16 protein-coding genes and 1 pseudogene are annotated in these 18,016 nt (G+C 48.6%); 9 read left to right on the top strand and 8 right to left on the bottom strand.

Annotated features, from left to right (window positions below; all coding sequences use genetic code 11):
* Nucleotides 1-6: 6 nt before the first annotated feature.
* The 4 genes from U2W12_RS09015 (at nt 7) to U2W12_RS09000 (ending at nt 9,363) form a co-directional block, all read left to right on the top strand.
* Nucleotides 7-3,417: a strawberry notch-like NTP hydrolase domain-containing protein gene (locus U2W12_RS09015; RefSeq protein ID WP_326500344.1), complete on the top strand. Its 3,411-nt coding sequence runs from the start codon at nt 7-9 to the stop codon at nt 3,415-3,417.
* Complete coding sequence (locus U2W12_RS09010; RefSeq protein ID WP_326500343.1) at nt 3,323-7,585, top strand: zincin-like metallopeptidase domain-containing protein; 4,263 nt, start codon at nt 3,323-3,325, stop codon at nt 7,583-7,585. The genes U2W12_RS09015 and U2W12_RS09010 overlap by 95 nt, the downstream gene beginning before the upstream one ends.
* 312 nt (nt 7,586-7,897) lie before the next feature.
* Nucleotides 7,898-8,401: a hypothetical protein gene (locus U2W12_RS09005; protein WP_326500342.1), complete on the top strand. Its 504-nt coding sequence runs from the start codon at nt 7,898-7,900 to the stop codon at nt 8,399-8,401.
* 818 nt (nt 8,402-9,219) lie between these two features.
* Complete coding sequence (locus tag U2W12_RS09000; RefSeq protein ID WP_326500341.1) at nt 9,220-9,363, top strand: hypothetical protein; 144 nt, start codon at nt 9,220-9,222, stop codon at nt 9,361-9,363.
* A gap of 15 nt (nt 9,364-9,378) precedes the next feature.
* Here the strand turns inward: U2W12_RS09000 and U2W12_RS08995 are convergent.
* The 3 genes and pseudogenes from U2W12_RS08995 to U2W12_RS08985 form a co-directional block, all read right to left on the bottom strand.
* A pseudogene (locus tag U2W12_RS08995) lies at nt 9,379-10,659 on the bottom strand (Y-family DNA polymerase).
* Nucleotides 10,659-11,108 carry a translesion error-prone DNA polymerase V autoproteolytic subunit gene (gene umuD, locus U2W12_RS08990; protein ID WP_326500340.1) on the bottom strand — a complete coding sequence of 150 codons (450 nt, stop codon included), beginning with the start codon at nt 11,106-11,108 and terminating at the stop codon, nt 10,659-10,661. The pseudogene U2W12_RS08995 and the gene umuD overlap by 1 nt, the downstream one beginning before the upstream one ends.
* Nucleotides 11,105-11,491: a hypothetical protein gene (locus tag U2W12_RS08985; RefSeq protein ID WP_326500339.1), complete on the bottom strand. Its 387-nt coding sequence runs from the start codon at nt 11,489-11,491 to the stop codon at nt 11,105-11,107. Before U2W12_RS08985 ends, umuD begins: the two co-directional genes overlap by 4 nt.
* Nucleotides 11,492-11,682: 191 nt before the next feature.
* Between U2W12_RS08985 and U2W12_RS08980 the strand changes: the two genes are divergently transcribed.
* From U2W12_RS08980 to U2W12_RS08960, 5 genes are all read left to right on the top strand, one after another.
* Nucleotides 11,683-12,051 (top strand): hypothetical protein, encoded by a 369-nt coding sequence (locus tag U2W12_RS08980; protein WP_326500338.1) that lies wholly within the window; start codon nt 11,683-11,685, stop codon nt 12,049-12,051.
* Nucleotides 12,052-12,143: 92 nt separating this feature from the next.
* Nucleotides 12,144-12,323 carry a hypothetical protein gene (locus U2W12_RS08975; protein WP_326500337.1) on the top strand — a complete coding sequence of 60 codons (180 nt, stop codon included), beginning with the start codon at nt 12,144-12,146 and terminating at the stop codon, nt 12,321-12,323.
* A 1,304-nt stretch (nt 12,324-13,627) separates the two neighbouring features.
* On the top strand, nt 13,628-13,915 hold the full coding sequence (locus U2W12_RS08970; RefSeq protein WP_326500336.1) for a ribbon-helix-helix domain-containing protein: 288 nt from the start codon (nt 13,628-13,630) through the stop codon (nt 13,913-13,915).
* 1 nt (nt 13,916) lies between these two features.
* Entirely contained in the window at nt 13,917-14,318 is a 402-nt protein-coding gene (locus U2W12_RS08965) for a putative toxin-antitoxin system toxin component, PIN family (protein WP_326500335.1), read from the top strand.
* 54 nt (nt 14,319-14,372) lie between these two features.
* Nucleotides 14,373-15,329: a tyrosine-type recombinase/integrase gene (locus U2W12_RS08960; protein WP_326500334.1), complete on the top strand. Its 957-nt coding sequence runs from the start codon at nt 14,373-14,375 to the stop codon at nt 15,327-15,329.
* A gap of 25 nt (nt 15,330-15,354) precedes the next feature.
* Here the strand turns inward: U2W12_RS08960 and U2W12_RS08955 are convergent, their stop codons facing one another.
* The 5 genes from U2W12_RS08955 to U2W12_RS08935 form a co-directional block, all read right to left on the bottom strand.
* The gene (locus U2W12_RS08955; protein ID WP_326500333.1) at nt 15,355-15,603 is read right to left on the bottom strand and encodes a DUF1653 domain-containing protein; all 249 of its coding nucleotides are present in this window, start codon (nt 15,601-15,603) and stop codon (nt 15,355-15,357) included.
* The gene (locus tag U2W12_RS08950) at nt 15,600-16,235 is read right to left on the bottom strand and encodes a uracil phosphoribosyltransferase (protein WP_326500332.1); all 636 of its coding nucleotides are present in this window, start codon (nt 16,233-16,235) and stop codon (nt 15,600-15,602) included. Before U2W12_RS08950 ends, U2W12_RS08955 begins: the two co-directional genes overlap by 4 nt.
* Nucleotides 16,236-16,238: 3 nt before the next feature.
* Nucleotides 16,239-16,922, bottom strand: a complete 684-nt coding sequence (locus tag U2W12_RS08945; RefSeq protein ID WP_326500331.1) for a DUF4062 domain-containing protein — start codon at nt 16,920-16,922, stop codon at nt 16,239-16,241.
* Between the two features lie 94 nt (nt 16,923-17,016).
* Nucleotides 17,017-17,562, bottom strand: coding sequence for an ImmA/IrrE family metallo-endopeptidase (locus tag U2W12_RS08940; protein ID WP_326500330.1), 546 nt, complete (start codon nt 17,560-17,562; stop codon nt 17,017-17,019).
* Complete coding sequence (locus U2W12_RS08935; protein WP_326500329.1) at nt 17,559-17,918, bottom strand: helix-turn-helix domain-containing protein; 360 nt, start codon at nt 17,916-17,918, stop codon at nt 17,559-17,561. Before U2W12_RS08935 ends, U2W12_RS08940 begins: the two co-directional genes overlap by 4 nt.
* Nucleotides 17,919-18,016 lie beyond the last annotated feature (98 nt).

The raw sequence follows: 18,016 nt of genomic DNA, 5'->3' as shown, positions 1-18,016 counted from the left end.
TCGAATATGGCGAAGCAATCTAACCCGGATCAATGGGATTTATTTGATGATTGGCTTGTTTCCGGGGATGCGGCAGTATCCCAGGTTATTCAACAAAAAGAGACGGACTTATTAACAGTATCGTTTGATAAATCCCGCTATGTTCTCGCGCTGAATTTAGCTCAAAAGCTGGACAAGGATGGAGAAATCACAACGAAGTTTTTGACTGATGAAGCGAATCGCGCCTTTGGCGGCACGCAGGCGGAAGGCGTCTACTCTACGAAGGACGCCTACGATGCGATGGAAGCGGCCTTTAACATCCATCTTGGCAATACCGAGGATGCCGATTGGAATGATCAAGATGCGGTATGGGCAAAAAACAAAGCGAATGAATTAACCAACCGTATTCAGAGGCTTCCCACGCAGACGCGCCGGGATGAGGAAATGGATGAGTTTCAGCAATTCAGCACACCTCCTGCATTGTCATTTGTTGCCAATTGGGTAGCCAACGTCAATCATGAAGATGTGATGGTCGAGCCATCGGCCGGTACTGGCGATCTGGCAATCTGGTCAAGAATTGCCGGGGCCACGGTCGTGCTAAATGAGTTGTCACCGCGTCGACAGTCATTATTGGCCTCAGTGTTTCCTCAGGCAAGACTCTTCAAAGAGAATGCCGAGCAGCTGGATAACGTATTGCCGATAGATATAAAGCCTTCTGTGATTGTCATGAACCCTCCATTTTCATCGACTGCAGGGCGCGTACAGGGGCAACGCGACACATCAAACGGAGCCAGGCACATCGAACAGGCCCTGAAACGATTAGAGAATCGGGGCCGTTTGGTGGCTATTGTCGGTAACGGCATGGCTGCGGATCGAGCCGCCTTTAGCAAGTGGTGGGATGACATAAAAAAGAAATACAACGTTCGTGCAAACATTGGCATATCCGGCAAAGAGTATGCGAAATACGGCACTACGTTCGACAATCAAATTTTGGTAATCGATAAAACCGGCCCAACTACACAACCAGTTTTGGCCGGCAAAGTCGAGTCGGTTGCCGAATTACCTATGTTATTGGAGAGTATCAGAAATGAGCGTCAAAGAATTGAATCAAGAACCGCTGAATCAGCAGGCATTGAAAATACTGGCTCAGTACAAGATCCCATTCAATCCGGAAACCGAATTAGCGAGCCTGGTGTTGATACGGACGGCATTGGAGTCGAATCTATTGGAGACGGGACCGATACAGGAGCCGTTATTACTGATAGCCAAGTTGGCGGCGAATCCGCAGCTGGCAATGTCGTTGATGACGGAATCGGAGCCGGGAGTCGAGTTCAAAGTGGATCTAACGGACGCGGAAACGCTGGAGGAAGCAGCGGCGATGATACTGGAAGAAATAGTGGCATCACTGAGGGCGACAATGCCACAGGGATTGCGGTAGAGGTTAAAAGCGGAGAAGTTTCAGAGTTCACCGATTCCGTATTCGCCAATTACACACCCCAGCGGCTTACTATTAAAGGTGCCCAGCCACATCCAGGTAAATTGGTCCAATCTGCGGCGATGTCGGCAGTAGAGCCGCCTGCGCCGTCTTATGCGCCGGTATTGCCGAAAGGATTGGTCGATATAGGATTGCTTTCGATTGCTCAGCTTGAGGCTATAGTTTACGCCGGACAAGCTCACTCTGAACTACTGCCAAACGGATCAAGAAAGGGATTCTTTATTGGTGATGGTACTGGCGTAGGCAAAGGCAGGGAAATATCTGGCATCATTTTGGATAACATGATGCAGGGCCGATCTAAGGCCGTCTGGGTGTCGTTCAACGAGGGGTTAATTGAGGATGCTCGAAGGGATTTTGCGGGGGTATGCGGCAATCCCAACAAGATTTTCTTTCAGGGTAAAACCAAGGCCGGTAATGAAATCACCCAAGAAGATGGCATTCTGTTTACAACCTATTCAACACTGCGGGGCGGCGAGAAAAAACAGGCCAATGACCTGGGGCAGCAGGGCGGCAAAACGCGCGCTCAACAGATCATTGACTGGTTGGGAAAAGATTTTGATGGTGTGATCGCGTTTGATGAAGCGCATAGCATGGGGAATGCGATCGCAATCAAGGGCAAACGAGGGGTTAAAAAACCTTCGCAACAAGCGATAGCCGGTATCAATCTACAAAGAGAGTTGCCCAATGCGCGTATCACCTATGTGTCGGCCACCGGCGCTACTGAGATTAGCAATTTGAGTTATGCAGATCGGCTGGGATTATGGGGAGAGGGAACGCCATTCGCCGATACAAATTCTTTCATAACCGGTGTATCAAAAGGCGGTATAGCGTCAATGGAATTGATTAGCCGGGATATGAAAGCGATGGGCATGTATCTCGCTCGGTCACTGTCCTATGACGGGGTGAGCTATGAACGCCTGGAGCATACTCTATCAGACCTGCAAGAAGATATTTACAACGAGCTGGCCGGAGCCTGGCAGGTCGTCCTAAATAACGTTGAACAGGCATTGGAAATAACCCAGGCCGGCAAGAACGGCAACGGGAAAAGTGCGGCAATGTCGCAATTCTGGGGCGCACATCAGCGTTTTTTCAATCAAATCATCACCGCGATGCAAACGCCTCGCGTGATTGACGATATTCGAGCACAGCTTGATGTCGGCAATGTTGCCGTCATTCAGTTGGTCAATACCAATGAGGCGGCCCAGGAACGTATCATTGCCGATGCAACGGCCAATGACGCGGCTCTTGAAGACCTTGATTTTACCCCTCGGCAAATGTTGATGGACTACGTTCGCAACGGTTTTCCCGTTGCAGCCTATGAAGAGTCTAAAGACGAGAACGGCAACACCGTTTATCTACCCGTCAAGGACTCGGAAGGGAATCCTGTATTTGATCGTGAGGCTATTGCCTTGCGCGATGCATTGCTTGAAACGCTGCAACAAATCCGGGTGCCGGAAAATCCGCTCGATTCGATCATCAATGCCTTTGGTTCCGATCGTGTGGCCGAGGTTACTGGCCGTAGTCGCCGCTTTGTTCAGACTCGTGACGAAGAGGGCAACCTGAAAGTAGTAGAAGAGAAGCGCGGTAAGAATTCTTCACGATCCGATGCCGAGGCGTTCCAGGCTAATAAAAAGGACATATTGATTTTTTCGGGAGCCGGCGGAACGGGTTACAGCTTTCATGCCGATAACACAGCCGAAAATCAACGCAAACGTATTCACTATATTTTGCAGCCAGGTTGGAGGGCCGATTACGCGGTACAGGGCTTTGGTCGAACACATAGGACCAACCAAGCGCAAGAACCGCATTATGTGCTGCCTACGACCAACCTGAAGGCACAAAAGCGGTTTGTATCATATTGCTCGCAGACTGGATCAGTTGGGCGCCTTGACACGTGGTCAGCGAGAGGCAACCAGTCAAGGCATGTTTACGGCATCCGATAATCTCGAAAGCGAATATGCCGCTACTGCGCTGAAGAATTTCTTTGGCGACCTTTATCGGGGTAAAACCGACCTGTCATTTCACGATGTCACAAAGCAAATGGGTCTGAATCTGCTTGATGAAAATGCTTCATTGAGCGAAAGCAAAATTCCAGCAATACCACAGTTTTTAAATCGACTGCTATCACTGAAAACCGATATGCAGAATGCTGTTTTTGGAGAGTTTGAAAGACGGCTCGTAGAGGCCGTTGAATATGCTAAGCAACGCGGTTTATATGATGTTGGCTTGCAGACTATGACCGCCTTGAGCATCCAGAAAACACGCGATGATGTTGTGTATGAGGATAAGAACACCGGGGCGTTAACTCGATATGTCGAGCTGGCCGTCACCAACGAGATTAAATATAACGCTTGGGAAGATGCTAAGAAGCTATCTGGATTTCGGCGCAACGCCGATGATTTGAACGGTTGGTTTGTTTCTGAGTTTGGAAAAAATAAGGGTGAGGTCTTTTTTCTTGCCGACATTGGCGAAAGAATCGACTCAGAAGGCAAATCGGTGCGTCGTGGCGTCCTGCATATGATCAGAAAACAGGGACATAAATACATCGATAATGCCGATGTTATTCATCGCGGCTATGACTATAGAACTGTTGTGACTAATGGCGTGGGTAGTTTCCAGAAAGTCACTCTTACCAGGTCTATTGATGAAGCTGAGGCCGAGAAGCTTTGGCAAGAACAAGTCGCGAATGCGCCTAAGACTGAAACCAAGACCGAGCGGATGATAGTCGGCGTGATCCTGCCGATATGGGATCGTGTAGAAGGATCGGAAACCATTAAACGCTTACAGACTGATGACGGCGAGCAGCTGCTAGGCCGTATGTTGGGGCAGAAGGCCTCGCAGCAAACACTCAAGAATCTTGGCCTTAATTCCGGCCTTGCCAATATGTTGGCCAGCGATTTGTTTGAGGCCATCAAAAAGGGCAGCAAGGCCATTCTTTCAAACGGATGGGAAATCTCCACGGCGAAGGTTAATTACGAAGATCGCATCGAGATAAAGGAACGTGGGCATCTGACTGATGCTGAAAAGCGTGTTTTGAAAGAGCAAGGGGCATTTTCGGAGCGGATAAATTGGGCCGATAGAGTCTTTATCCCCACTGGCGTAAATGGTCTCTCCGTGTTTGAGCGCATTACGGCATCGAAGCCGGTAGTCGATTTGATCGAGAAGAACGCCAATAAGGAAATTAATGGGAACGAGGAAGAACAGGACTATGGTATCCCTCAACAAGCCGTGTCAGATTCAGTCATCACAAGCCCAATTCTAGAACCCGCTACGAGCGAATCAATGGACAATGTAGGCGATAACTTACAATCCATAAGCGAAAGCTTACACCCTAATCGAAATGACTATCAGGAGGTTGTTCCAATGGATCAGAAGAAGAAACCATTTCATGAGATAGTTGCCGAGAATCTAATCAGACAGCTCGAAGCGGGCACAGCGCCGTGGCAACGACCGTGGGATGCCGGCGAATCAGGCTCTTTCTTACCGTACAACCCGACGACAGGTAATCGATACAAAGGGATCAATGCGTTGCATTTGATGTCGCAAGATCGTGACGATCAACGCTGGATGACATACAAGCAAGCTTCTGAGGCGGGAGGCCAAGTCCGGAAAGGCGAGAAAGGAACGGGTATTCAATACTGGAAATTCACTGAAGAACATACCAAGAAAGACGACAACGGGAATCCGGTGTTAGATAGCGATGGAAATCCGGTTAAGGTGATCGTTCGATTGGAACGTCCGCGTGTTTTTTTCGCAACTGTGTTTAATGGCGAACAGATTGACGGCTTACCGCCAATCGTGAAAAAAGAACTTACCTGGGCACCAGATGAGCGGGCTGAACGAATTTTATCGGCCTCAGGAGCCCGCATTAATCATAACGGCGCCGGCAGAGCGTTTTATCGACCATCTACGGATAGCATTCATTTGCCTGATAAGGGCCAGTTCCCTAGAGCAGATAGCTATTATGCAACCGCATTGCATGAGCTGGGTCACTGGACTGGTCACCAGTCGCGACTTGATCGCGATCTTGCTCATCCATTTGGAAGCGAAGGGTACGCCAAGGAAGAATTGCGAGCCGAAATTGCCAGTATGATCTTGGGTGATGAGCTTGGTATTGGCCATGATCCAGGGCAACATGCGGCTTATGTCGGATCGTGGATCAAGGCGCTTAAGGAAGATTCATTAGAGATATTTCGTGCGGCGGCTGATGCTGAAAAGATACATGGCTATGTGTTGGCTTTCGAGCAGGTGCAGGATCAGCGGCATATGACCGACCTAAGGCAACCACATGAGATGACGTTAGCTGATTTTTCTGCTCAGGTTACTATTGAACGGCTAGAGAATCATGGCCGAAAGTGGAATGTGACACTTGGCGCCTACTCGGCTTTTTCAGACGCCGAAAGCTCTGATTCAGCTATTGCTGAGGTGCATCGAGCAGCCGTCAATAATGCACTTTATCTGAATTCGCTCGATGTTACCGATCTCGGTGACAAACCCTCTTTTCCGCCGGCGACCGTGTTGGCCGAGTACCCCGATCTGTTGGCGGAGTATTCCATCCAACCGCAAGCGCAGGAGATAAATATGACGACCGTAAATCAGCTCCAAGATAATCCGCATGCCCAGGAGGCGGACATACTGGCAAACGTATCTGACGGAGATATTTTAGCCGCTAAAAGAAATCAGATTGCGCAATTGATTTACATCAACGTGCCTTTTAAGGAGAAAAACGAAGTGAAGCAGCTTGGAGGGCGTTGGGATAGACAGCAAAAATCTTGGTACATTCCACCTGGCGTCGATTCCACTCTTTTCGACAAATGGACGCAGCCAACTGGTGCGGCTGGTGAAGCGGAATCCTTGGTTTTAGACAAAGACCCAAGGAACAATCAGGATCGTATCTATTTAGCTGTGCCTTATGGAGAGCGTGGTGCAGCCAAGGCAGCCGGTGCTTTATGGGATAAAGCGGCGAAGTCTTGGTATGCTGGTCCCGATGCAGACATGTCAAAACTTGAACGTTGGAAGCCTGACAACGTTCCAGATCAACAAGGGCCGGCGATAACGCCAGAAGAGGAATTTGCCGAGGCAATGAAGTCTTTGGGCTGCATCGTGACAGGCAAACATCCCATCATGGATGGCAAGAAGCATCGGATCGGCGTCGACGGCGATAAAAAGGGTGAAGAAGCGGGTTTCTATGTCGGCCATCTGGATGGCCATCCTGCCGGCTACATTAAGAACAATCGTACCGGCATTGATATTAAATGGAAATCGAAGGGCTATGCTCTCGATCCCCAAGAAAAAGCCAAGTTACAAGCCGAAGCCGCAACCAAGCTCGCAGAACGCGCAGCCGAGCAAGATCGATTGCATGAGGCCACCGCGCAGCGTGTCAGCCGACAAATGGAAAATCTGGTGCCCATTACCAAGGCTACCCCGTACCTGCAAGATAAGGGCATTCAGGCGCATGTCGGTGCTTTGACAGACATGCAAGGACAGAAGACCTACATTCCCGCTTTTGATGTGGACGGCAAACAGTGGACGATGCAATACATACAGGAGGATGGCACGAAGCGCTTTGCCAAGGACAGTAAGAAAGAAGGGTGCTTCCATCCGGTCGGCGGCATGGAGGCTATTGCGATAGCGCCGGTCCTGATCATTGCCGAGGGCTATGCCACGGCGTCCAGCTTGTCCGAGGCGCTTGGCCAGGGCACCGTTGCGGCGTTTGATTCTGGCAACCTGCCGCACGTTGCCCGCGCACTGCATGAGAAATTCCCCGATAAGCCCATCATCATCGCTGGCGATGACGACAGACACCTCGAAGCAACCCAGGGCATCAACCCTGGTCGTGTGAAGGCTGAAGAAGCCGCCAAAGCCGTAGGCGGTAAAGCGATATTCCCGATCTTTGCTCCAGGTGAGCTTGGGAAAAATCCCAAGGCATTGACTGACTTTAACGATTTAGCAGGAAAAAGCGAGTTAGGTAAGGCGGGCGTCAAACGCCAGGTAGGGGGCGCTGTGAGCAAGACACTGCTTAATGAGGATCGGCGGCAAGAGCAATCACAAAAACTTGACCAAGCGCAGCAGACGAAGCTGCGATCTCAAAGAGCTGCTCGGCTGAGGTAAGAAAGAGATTATTCCCCCATATATGGGAGGGTTAGTTGGGAAAAGTTTTGCACACAATTGTTGACAAGCTATAGTAAGAGTATGAGATTATGCCAAACGTTTAGGGCAGGCGTCTTTGCCTGCCAGACCGCCTACTAAACAGAACCCAACATAAAGTGTAGTAATAATTTATGATGGTTCCGCACACCCAAAAACCGTGCTCTTCCCTCCCATTGGGCTCGGATTGTAATTTAATGCCAAAACCGAGAACAATGCTATTGTTCTGGTTGGACTAATTCACCTTGAGAATTTTACTCTGGTAAGATTATGGATATGAAATTTTATACCTTGTTGGCAAGCGTTTCCGCTTCTCTAATCATATTAATTTCAAGCGCTCAAGCTCAAAGTACAGATAGTCAGCTTATACCTCCTCCACGAGATACAGATATGTACACGAGCCCAGAGCTACAAGGTAAAGATTTGTCTGACAGAATCAAAGCACCTTCTCGCGGAAGAATTAAACAATCGCCACAGGCTTATCGCGCCCCACAGACTTCTGGAAATGGATCAGCGATAAGCCAAACTGAGAAAAGGCCTTCTCCTGACAAGTCCTGCATTTCGCAGGTTGTGGAATATGCCCCGCCTCCCTGGATAATTTCATCGTGTGGTGCAGAGGTGTCTGTTGAAGTACTTATCTATCAAAATGGGAAATTGTTTGATCGCCAGTATTACGCTCTTGGTCATGGTGGAAGAGCTCGCTTGAGATGGGGCTCGTGCGGTGTGCTCGATGGTTGTACGGTTAAATGGGAAGTTGATAGGGTTTCGTGGATTAAATAATAGGGAATATATGAGCCCTTTTGCTTAGAGAAACTCACATCTTGGGAGGCTTTTGCATGTACGACCGACAATTCCGTATCACGCCTCGATTCGGAACAAAACAGGCCAGGAAACGGGACGTACATCGCCAAATGGAAAAGCAGACAAACTGTTGAGGTTAGATCAAAAGTCGCAGTCGCGATCGATAAAAACCGTGGAATTTTGCGAAATTCCACGGCAGGGACAGAAATGCACCACAGGAACCTATCTATTGCCCGCACAATCCGGAGCCGCAGACACCGCCAATTTGATCGCATTCAGATCTCGTAGTGCAATAACCATAAGAGCCTGAGCCTGGTTTGCAACAACAAGAATTTGGCTCGCTACAGGATGACTTCTCTATGGGATCTGATGCTGCAATAATTCCTGCAGTATGGGATACTTTGAGGGTGTTAGTTTGAGTTTTGGCCTTTAATTCTGTGTTAATGTTGACTGGGCTCGATGCTGATGAAAATTCTCCATCACTAGTCGCAAATACCGAGCAAGTAAAAAAAACTAATAAAATTGCTAACGAGAATCGATTGCTCATCTTTATTACCTTTTTAACGAGTTGCATGATTAAATTCCAATGGCACTGTACTAGCTACGCCATAATATTAATATGGTCTTAAATCTAGTTTGGTTTATTTAACGCTATGTACCGGATATATAATACCGGTTGGGACGATTCTACAGCATCTAAAATTTTAATAGAAGTCGAATAAATCGAATTGCTAGTTTATAAAATCATTTAGATCTGGTAAAACTTGTAGGACGAAACCTTTATCAAGCTGGTGGCAATGCGGACCGGGCTGTGCGACCTGCTCGCCAAGAAAATTATCGATCTCGATTTTGCCATTGATCTTTTCAACGGCGAACACGCCCATAGCATTCAAAAGCGGATCGAGGAAGAACAGATAAGCAAGAAGGAAATCAGGGCCTGACAGCGTGGCTAGCGGTCAATTCGCTTTGACGATAACCAATTCTCGCCAATCCGTGGTATAGCGCTTTGAAATCCGCTCTGCCTTGGGCTGCCAGTCTTGCCGAAAACCGGCGGCTGCTATCCCAATGCCTTTGGGAAAGCGTCGGTTGATCCGGTCCACGGTCTGCATTAGCTTTTCACTCTCTGTATGAGCGAACGCCTCCCTCTCGAATAGATCCATCTGGCCGGGACATGTGGTTGGTTGAATATGGCTTAACTGCACGCCGCATTTCTGGTAGTGGTAACCTGCCCTGAAGACCTCCTTTAATAAACGGTTGGCCACGCCGATGATTACGCGAGTATCTTGGGTGGCGGCAAGGAGTCTTGCGCTCGCCGCCCGCTGATAGTGCGGTTCTTTCGGGTTGAACAGGTTGGTCCGGAGGAAAATGGTGATGTAGCCGGTCACTGAATTCTGGGCTCTTAGCTTTTCGGCGGCGCGGCTGCAAAAGGCTGCCATGGCTTCAGCCACTTCTTTATAAGTTATGAGGCGGTGGCTAAAACTGCGCGAGCAGACGATCTGCTGCTTGTCCGGCGCAATCTCTTCCAATTCCAGGCAGGGAATCCCGTTCAACTCCATTACCGTGCGGGCGACGACGACATTGAACTGATCGCGGATCCGGTCCACCGGCTGGTTGGACAAATCCCAGACAGTCGCAATGCCAAGCTGATTTAGTCTCGTGGCTGTGCGCGAGCCGATGCCCCACACCTCGCCGACTGGCACGATGCGCATCAGCTTTTCCCGGCGCCCCGGGTCTGATATGTCCAATACCCCACCGGTTTGTTTCCATTTCTTCGCCGCGAAGTTCGCCAGTTTGGCCAAGGTTTTCGTGGATCCCATGCCGACGCAGACCGGGATACCGGTCGATCTAAAAACGGTCTTCTTGATCCGCTGGCCGTAGGCGATCGGGTCTTGCTCGCAGAGTCCTGTCAGGTCGAGGAAGGCTTCGTCGATCGAATACACCTCCACGCTCGGGGCAAACTCTTCGAGCAAAGACATTACCCTGGCAGAAAATTCGGCATATAAGGCGTAATTCGAAGAAAACAGGTGAATTTTGTGCCGCTCAATCAGGTGCTGCACCTGAAAAACCGGCGTACCCATTTTTATCCCTAGCTCTTTCACCTCCTGACTGCGGGCGACAAAAATGCCGTCGCCGTTGCTGAGCACGGCAACCGGCTTGCCGATCAGATCCGGTCAGAACACCCGCTCACAACTCACATAAAAGTTGTTGCAATCTGCGAGGGCGATGAGAGGTGGCATCAGACAGAATGGATCACGTTCGTTACGACACCCCAGATCACCATCTCCAACTCGTCATGGAGCGGAATATCAGGATACTCCGGATTTTCGGCTTTCAGCTTCCAATGGTCACCGTTGCGAGCCAGACGCTTGACGGTCAATTCGCCGTTCAAGGCGCAGATCACAATTTTGCCCGCTACCGGCTCGACCGAGCGGTCTATCACCAGAATATCGTTCGGGTAAATCCCGGCGGCGATTATCGAGACACCTTGCGCGCGGGCAAAAAACGTGGCGGCCGGATGTTGAATCAACAACTCGTTCAAATCCAAGCTTCGCTCGATATAATCGTCGGCCGGCGACGGAAAGCCCGCGGACACCTTGCCGGTAAACAAGGGCAGTCGCCACCGCCGCAGACGGGTGAAGGGCTGGGGGTCGGTCAAGACCGTAGGGGCAAGGGATGTGGGTATCATCGGCAGAAAATCCAGTTCTCTATTTGTTCTCTTTTTGGCATTGTAGCCGGCTTTGCCCGAACCGCCAATAATAATTCACGAGAATGAGAATGACTTTCACGCGGCCCCATCGTGTTACTTATCAATTTTTCCGTTTTCTGTTTCTGGCCCCTATGCGCCAAATAATGTAGAAAATTTGTAATTTTATAAATTATATGGCGTAGATTTTTGGAATTATTTGGCGCATCAGGATTCGGCTTTCTTGTTTTTGGTGTAGTAATAGAAGGTTGTTCGAGGCATGCCAATCTGTAACTTTCTACATTAGTTGGCGTATCTTTTTTGGCATTATTTGGCGCATAGGGGCCAGAAACAGAAAACGGAAAAATTGTACGTTGAAGGATCAATCAATGGGTCAGGTTGAAACCATAGACGCCGCGCTACAGCTATCAGGAAATACTTAAATCGCCCCCAAACTGACTTTTTTTTTGCTTAGTCGGTCTGACGCCAAGTTGAGGTATAGTTTACTTTGACTATTGTAATAATTGGAATTATTGTATATTCTTTTTATTTTTTATCTTCCATCGGAAAGACGACAATGAATGACGATATCAATAAAATAACTGACGGCGCTGTTGACCTCTTTGAGAGCCTCACCTCAGATCAGACCTCACGGACTGGCCATGCAGCCAAAAGAGTTCACTCAACCTTGAATAACAATGTTGCACCTGAAGTCCTTGCACTTCAGTTAACGTTGAACAGCAAAAAAAACAACCCAGATGAGCCTCTCGACTTCACAGCTGATGACATGATTTCAGTTGCCAAGTTTTACAAAGCAAACAAAACACGATCAGCATATACAAAAAAGCAATCAGGTGCCCTTATCCGGGAACAACGCTCAGCCGATGATGAAAATACAACCACTGCGACAAGGAAATCAAAAAAGCTGTCTCAACAAGAAATATGAGGGAAATCGTAAGGATTCCTTCGTAAATGAGTATCATACTTTTGTAGAATTCCGTGCTGGCCGGTTGTCAGTTAAGAAAATAGGAAAAACCGATGGCAATAGTAACAATTCCACTTGGCGCAACCGTTAAGATTAGTAGGCAGGATGGGTCTAGTGAAAGCTACAAATTTTTAGGCTCAGATGAGAAAGGACTGATCTTTCATGACAGCAACGGCCAGCGCCATGCAGATGTGCTGAACCAAGCGTACACAAGTATTACGATTGAGCCGTAAAGAGGAAGGAATACTGACTGCAAGATAAACGCTCGTTTTTCTTGCAGTCAAAAATCAGCCAATTTGACGCGAGAAAAGCATAAGAAAACTCATTGAGAAAATCAAAAAAAGGTTCAATGCCTCGATTTTGCTTTTCTGGCGATGTTTTTTACTCATTTACGCAGGAATTCTTACCGTACCCCTATGAGTAAGTTTGATCAACAACTACAGTCTCCGGCCTATATCCAAATCGAACAACAAAACCGACGCCATGAAATTGCTAGGCTCCATCAATTCATCAATGAGCTTGAGAACCATATAGCGACTCTCCATAGTCGCCTTGTTTACCTCGGGCAAGGATTGAGCACGCCCGACCAGTGCAACGAGTATGCTCAGTTACTCTGGAGGCTCAATCAAGACACCGCAAACTTGAATGCCCATCGCCTACATCTGAGTTCGTTGATTGAATTGGCCAACGTTAGTTATGGCAAGAATCTCTCAGAGCAATGTCGTCGCGAGATTTTTCACCTATACCATGCTGGCAGGTATACACAAGCTCAACTGGCCAAGCAATATGGCGTCAGCCAATCTGCTGTTAGCAAAATCATTAATGGCCCAGTTCCTGCGCACGGATGTCGTGAACCGTTTCAGGATGGCAGGGAGTTATAGGGGTCTGAAGTCCAATAGTACGAAAACGTACGTTTAGCATTAAAAGTAAGTTGCAATATATCGTAAGTGTCTAAAATATCACAAGTTTATAGGCATAAAAATTGTACTAAAAAATCATGTCTACTAGGGGTAGAACGAGCAGTCGTGTCATCTGCCGCCATTTGGCGTCTGTTTTGACCCTGCAAGAATGGTTTTTGGGCTGTCGTAATACAGTTTTTTCCGAGGCGCCCAGTTTGCGCGGATAAGTTAGGCACTCTTTCGAGTGCGATAAACTGTGTAGGATTGCTGCGGCAGGCGGAAACATGCCTCACGACGTTTTCCGACAGGGTTTAAATGGTGGTTCATAGAACAACTGCTCGTTTTACCCCATCTATCGCTTCAACCTGACCCATTGATTGATCCTTCAACGTACAATTTTTCCGTTTTCTATGTCTGGCCCCTCATGCGCCAAATAATGCCAAAAAAGATACGCCAACTAATGTAGAAAATTACATTTACAGCCCCCTTCCCCGCCTTTGAACTCTTGATAATGGATTTTATCAAGAGTTAAAGGTGGCCCAAAAAACCCTCGCATTTAGCGGCATAGCATGCTATGTTACTAAACAGCTAAACAGCTAAACAGCTAAACGTATAGACACTTATTGAAGAGGCAGCCGATGGCCACCCCCGACAACACCACGCGCTGGACAGTCAAGGTCTCGAAAGACACCGACATCGCGGTGCGCAGTTTGCTCGCCCAGCGCGGTATGAAAAAAGGCGATCTGTCCAAATTCATTGAGGACGCCGTGCGGTGGCGGGTCTTCGAGCAAACGCTGAGCGAGACGCGCGCCGCGTTTAGCGATCTCGACCCTGAGGCGCTGCAGGACCTGATTGACGAAGCCACCGAAGCGGTCCGGCACGAGCATCGCCAAGCGATCGCCAGCCCGCCGAAGCCAGAATCCTGATATGCGGGTGGTGCTGGACACAAATGTCCTGATCAGCGCCTTGCTGATCGAAACGTCCCTGCCTGCCCAACTGATCACCCAGTGGCGGCGTGGGCGCTTCGACCTGTTGACGGCCGACCTGCAGCTGGAAGAGTTGATGCGCGTCACCCGCTATCCCAAAATCAGCGCGCGCCTGAAGCCGTCATTGGCCGGGCGTCTGATCAATCATTTGCGCGAGCTTGCCGTTTTGATTGATAGCCTGCCGCCGGTGGAGGTGTCGCCCGATCCTGACGACAATGATGTGCTGTCCATCGCGTTCGGCGGTGCAGCGGATTACCGGTCACCGGCGATAAACCGCACCTGCTCGCGCTGGCACGTTACGAAGGCACGAAGATTGTGTCCGTGCGCGACTTCATCACGCTGACACGGCTGTTGCCATGACCCCCCCCTCAATCTCCGCTTGGCGCGAGGTGAAAACATGACCGACCTTCAAACGATCCCAGCGCAAACCCGGCTGCTGACCGCCGAGGACTTTTTGCGCCTGAGCGAGGTGCCGCCCGAAGTCGAATGGTTCGCCAACCTGACCAACAAAGCGACCCGACGCGCCTACGAAAACGCGATCAAGGACTTCATGCAATTTACCGGCATCCAGCAAGCGGACGAATTTCGCCGCGTGACCCGGGCGCACGTGATTGCCTGGCGTGACGACCTGGTGCGGCGCGAGCGCAACGGCAGCACGATCCGCCACCGGCTTTCCGCGTTGGCGTCGTTGTTCGATTATCTGTGCGAGAAAAACGCCGTCACCCATAATCCGGTCAAGGGCGTCAAGCGGCCAAAGAATGACAGTCTCGAAGGCCGGACCCCGGCCTTGGGCGATCATCAGGCGCGGAAATTGCTGGATGCGCCGAGCGGGGCGACGCTGCGCACCCTGCGCGACAAGGCGATCCTGGCCACCCTGCTCTATCACGCACTGCGGCGCGAGGAATTGTGCAAGCTGAAGGTGAAGGATTTCAAGCAGGAACGACGTGGGGTGCCGCACCTGAAAGTGGCCGGCAAAGGCGGCAAGACCCGCTATGTGCCGTTGCACCCGGCCGCCGGCGGCCTCATTCATGATTATCTGGAGTTAGCCGGACACGGCAGCGAGGAAGCCGGCGCGCTGTTTCGGCCGGTCAGCAACAACACGAAAGGCGGAGGGGCTAAGGCGATCACCCCCGACGGCATCTATAAGCTCGTGCGCGCTTATTCCAGCGAGCTGGGTTTTACGATAGGTGCACACTCACTCCGAGCCACCGCGGCGACCAATGCGCTCGACCATCAAGCCGACATCGCCAAGGTGCAGGAATGGCTAGGACACGCCAACATTGCCACGACGCGGATTTACGATCACCGCAAGACTCGGCCGGAGGACAGTCCGACCTTCAAGGTGAATTATTGACAAAAAGCGTTTGACTCAAGTCAGGTCAGTCCTTCGTAAACTCAACTGGAAGATTCTCTTGTTGAAAAACAAATCGTGGTACAAGTTGACCATCGACTTGTACCTGATCAATAAACATGCTGGCTGGCCTCACCCATAGCAAGCCTTCGCCATATAAGTCTTTATAAACTACCATGTCCTCTAAAGTTTCTGAATGTTTTGCTAAGCCAATAACTTCATACTCTTTTCCTTTGAAATGCCTATATTTCCCAAGCTTAATATCTTGACTATTCACGCACAAAGCCTCAAATCTAAATTACCAACGCCAGGGGTTAACATTCCATCATCATTTAATTGATCAGGATCTCCAACGACCATAATGTCAGCATTCGGTAATTCACGCCTTAATTCAGCAATCGCCTCTTCTGTATAAAATATCGAGCAGATAACCACATGACGAGGCATACATCTCTTAATCGCTGTTTTTGTCAGATGTATGGCAGTGCATCCAGTGGCTAATACCGCTTTTCCCACTATAAGAGTATGAATACTTTCTCCCTTGAGTTCGGGTAATTCCAAGTGGCTAATCCCCGTGTTCAGAGCCTGGATTCCTCTCCTCCCTTCGAAGTCCATGTAGCCAGCTATTGAATTCTTAATTTTTTTAGTGAGCCCTTTACCGAGAAAGGAAAAATCATCTCTTGTCGTAACTATTGCACATAGAGGAATGCTTGGATATAACCCAGCGACTTCAACCATCATTGGGGTTTTAAAAGCCTTTTCAGTTACAAAGTAATTTTCGATAATTTTTTTTCCTATTTCCTCACCAAGATCAGTTATAGCTGATCTTAACGTATCTTGATCGGACTCGGAATTCATAACGACCGACTTTAAACTATCGGTATAAGCTGATTTCAGAAGATCATGCATTGATTAAATCCAATCATTAAATTGCTGGTCGAGTTTAGAAAGGCACCCCCAGAAATCTCTGTTAATTTCCGCTCGAGAAAAATGAACAGTATGAGACTTTCCATGCAATTCGTAAGTCAATTCGGCCCCATCTTTAGTTACCTCATAATAGACAACGGTATCTTGTGTTGGGCGTCGTTGGCTAGCAATTCTTACAAAATGATCGACATAAGTAAGATTTTTACCAATCGAAGCTCTGTCTTTCAATAAATTTAAAAAACTGTTTTCAACAAGATCCTGGAGATCGTGAGTAAACTCATAATCTGATATCCAATAGCCTTTATAGTAGTCACCGACTTTTTTGATAAAAATTTCTTGTTTGGGTTCTGGAATGACCGAAGTGTTTTTGAATACCAAAACTTTTGTAGGGTTTATTTTTACAGCACGATCAAATTCTGCTTCTGTGGCTGATGTTCCCTGGCGGATTTCATACCCGTATCGCTCTCCTAATAGAAGAATATAAAAATCACATTCTTCAGCGAATTTTAGGGTATTTGTATACGGGTTAATTGCGTATGACTGTTGAATAGGCTTAGCCCCTGTAATTTCGACAAAATGATATTTCGAAAAAACTTTCATAACAGCATCCCGATCAGCTGCCATGTCAGAGATTGTAGAACTCAACATTATTTTGATATTTTCGTTCATTAAGAAAATACTTTCATTGGCTCAATTCCCGAGAAACAGATTGCGCAGGCAGCTTTGAGTAATTCAATTGAATGTATCGGCTGGAATGAACAGTCTACCGAACGCGCTTGCGTGCAGCCGTGACGTTAAGCCGATAGCTAACCATTTGAGTGCTAACGCCATATTGACTCGCCGCTTCAGCGAGATCCAGCCGCTGACGCGCTATCTTCAAGGCAGCTTGCTCAGGAATTAAAAGCACTCCTGCAAGCCAATTGGCTTCATCCTCTAAATCTTTGTTGAAATTTCTAAGCCCTAATTCTGTTAAAGGGGGCATAGGAGGATGTTGTAACAATGCATGAGATAACTCGTGGGCGATATTGCTACTTTGCCTCCCCTTAGAATGCCGGTCATTGTGAATAATGAGTCGAGCAGTTCCATGGAATATCGTGATGGCAGAGAAGATATTAGAGCCTTCTCCCAAAAAATGAGTAACAGCGCGGGGAGCCTCACGGCGCATTTCGCTAAGAGGCAAAACATCAATTGCCAAATGTTTAGACAATACCCATGGATCCAAAGGGTCAAACTGAGACAACCCTAATTCACCCCGTATTTCCGCAGCAATTTGGTTTGCTTCGGTCTTGAACCCGCGGCGTAAACTCAATTTTTTTTCTTTAATCGGTTATAGGCCGCTTGCACCATCTCTTCGAGGGCTACTGCGGCTTCCTTGGTTAAGTTGGCGTCCGCTCTGAAATAGGCCAGAACTTTGGTCAAAGACTCTGCGGATTGAATGACCCCTATTCTATCAACATAATCCGCCGGATTGAGTCCTGCCCACGCAGATAATTTAGCCAAGCTGTCCGCATCAGGTCTTCTGCCTTGAGCCATTCTTGTCAATGTTGAGGCGCTAACGCCGGTTTGCGCAGCTAGTTGCTTCCAGTTTAGATGCTTGCTTTCTCGTTCAGCATCAAGCGCTCTGTAAAATGCCATGGCGTCGAAATCGCCGATTTGTGTGTTCACCCCTATCCTCATATTAAAAAATTGCAAAGTAGCAATTGACAACCTAAATAGCAATCTATAAACTTTGCCTGTGATTGCATTTTAGCAATTGAATGGCA

It is taken from the genome of Methylomicrobium sp. Wu6 (genome assembly GCF_035916875.1).
In the GTDB taxonomy this organism is placed as follows: domain Bacteria; phylum Pseudomonadota; class Gammaproteobacteria; order Methylococcales; family Methylomonadaceae; genus Methylomicrobium.
The sequence above is the reverse complement of the archived record's forward strand: the minus strand, read 5'-3'. Positions and strand labels throughout refer to the sequence as shown.

Excerpts from the sequence above, each read along its gene's own strand:
- U2W12_RS08975 (WP_326500337.1), top strand. The coding sequence starts at position 12,144 with ATGGCAATAGTAACAATTCCACTTGGCGCAACCGTTAAGATTAGTAGG.
- U2W12_RS09015 (WP_326500344.1), top strand. The coding sequence starts at position 7 with ATGGCGAAGCAATCTAACCCGGATCAATGGGATTTATTTGATGATTGG.
- U2W12_RS08960 (WP_326500334.1), top strand. The coding sequence starts at position 14,373 with ATGACCGACCTTCAAACGATCCCAGCGCAAACCCGGCTGCTGACCGCC.
- U2W12_RS09000 (WP_326500341.1), top strand. The coding sequence starts at position 9,220 with ATGCGGACCGGGCTGTGCGACCTGCTCGCCAAGAAAATTATCGATCTC.
- U2W12_RS09005 (WP_326500342.1), top strand. The coding sequence starts at position 7,898 with ATGAAATTTTATACCTTGTTGGCAAGCGTTTCCGCTTCTCTAATCATA.
- U2W12_RS08965 (WP_326500335.1), top strand. The coding sequence starts at position 13,917 with ATGCGGGTGGTGCTGGACACAAATGTCCTGATCAGCGCCTTGCTGATC.
- U2W12_RS08945 (WP_326500331.1), bottom strand. The coding sequence starts at position 16,922 with ATGAACGAAAATATCAAAATAATGTTGAGTTCTACAATCTCTGACATG.
- U2W12_RS08950 (WP_326500332.1), bottom strand. The coding sequence starts at position 16,235 with ATGCATGATCTTCTGAAATCAGCTTATACCGATAGTTTAAAGTCGGTC.
- umuD (WP_326500340.1), bottom strand. The coding sequence starts at position 11,108 with ATGATACCCACATCCCTTGCCCCTACGGTCTTGACCGACCCCCAGCCC.
- U2W12_RS08980 (WP_326500338.1), top strand. The coding sequence starts at position 11,683 with ATGAATGACGATATCAATAAAATAACTGACGGCGCTGTTGACCTCTTT.
- U2W12_RS08970 (WP_326500336.1), top strand. The coding sequence starts at position 13,628 with ATGGCCACCCCCGACAACACCACGCGCTGGACAGTCAAGGTCTCGAAA.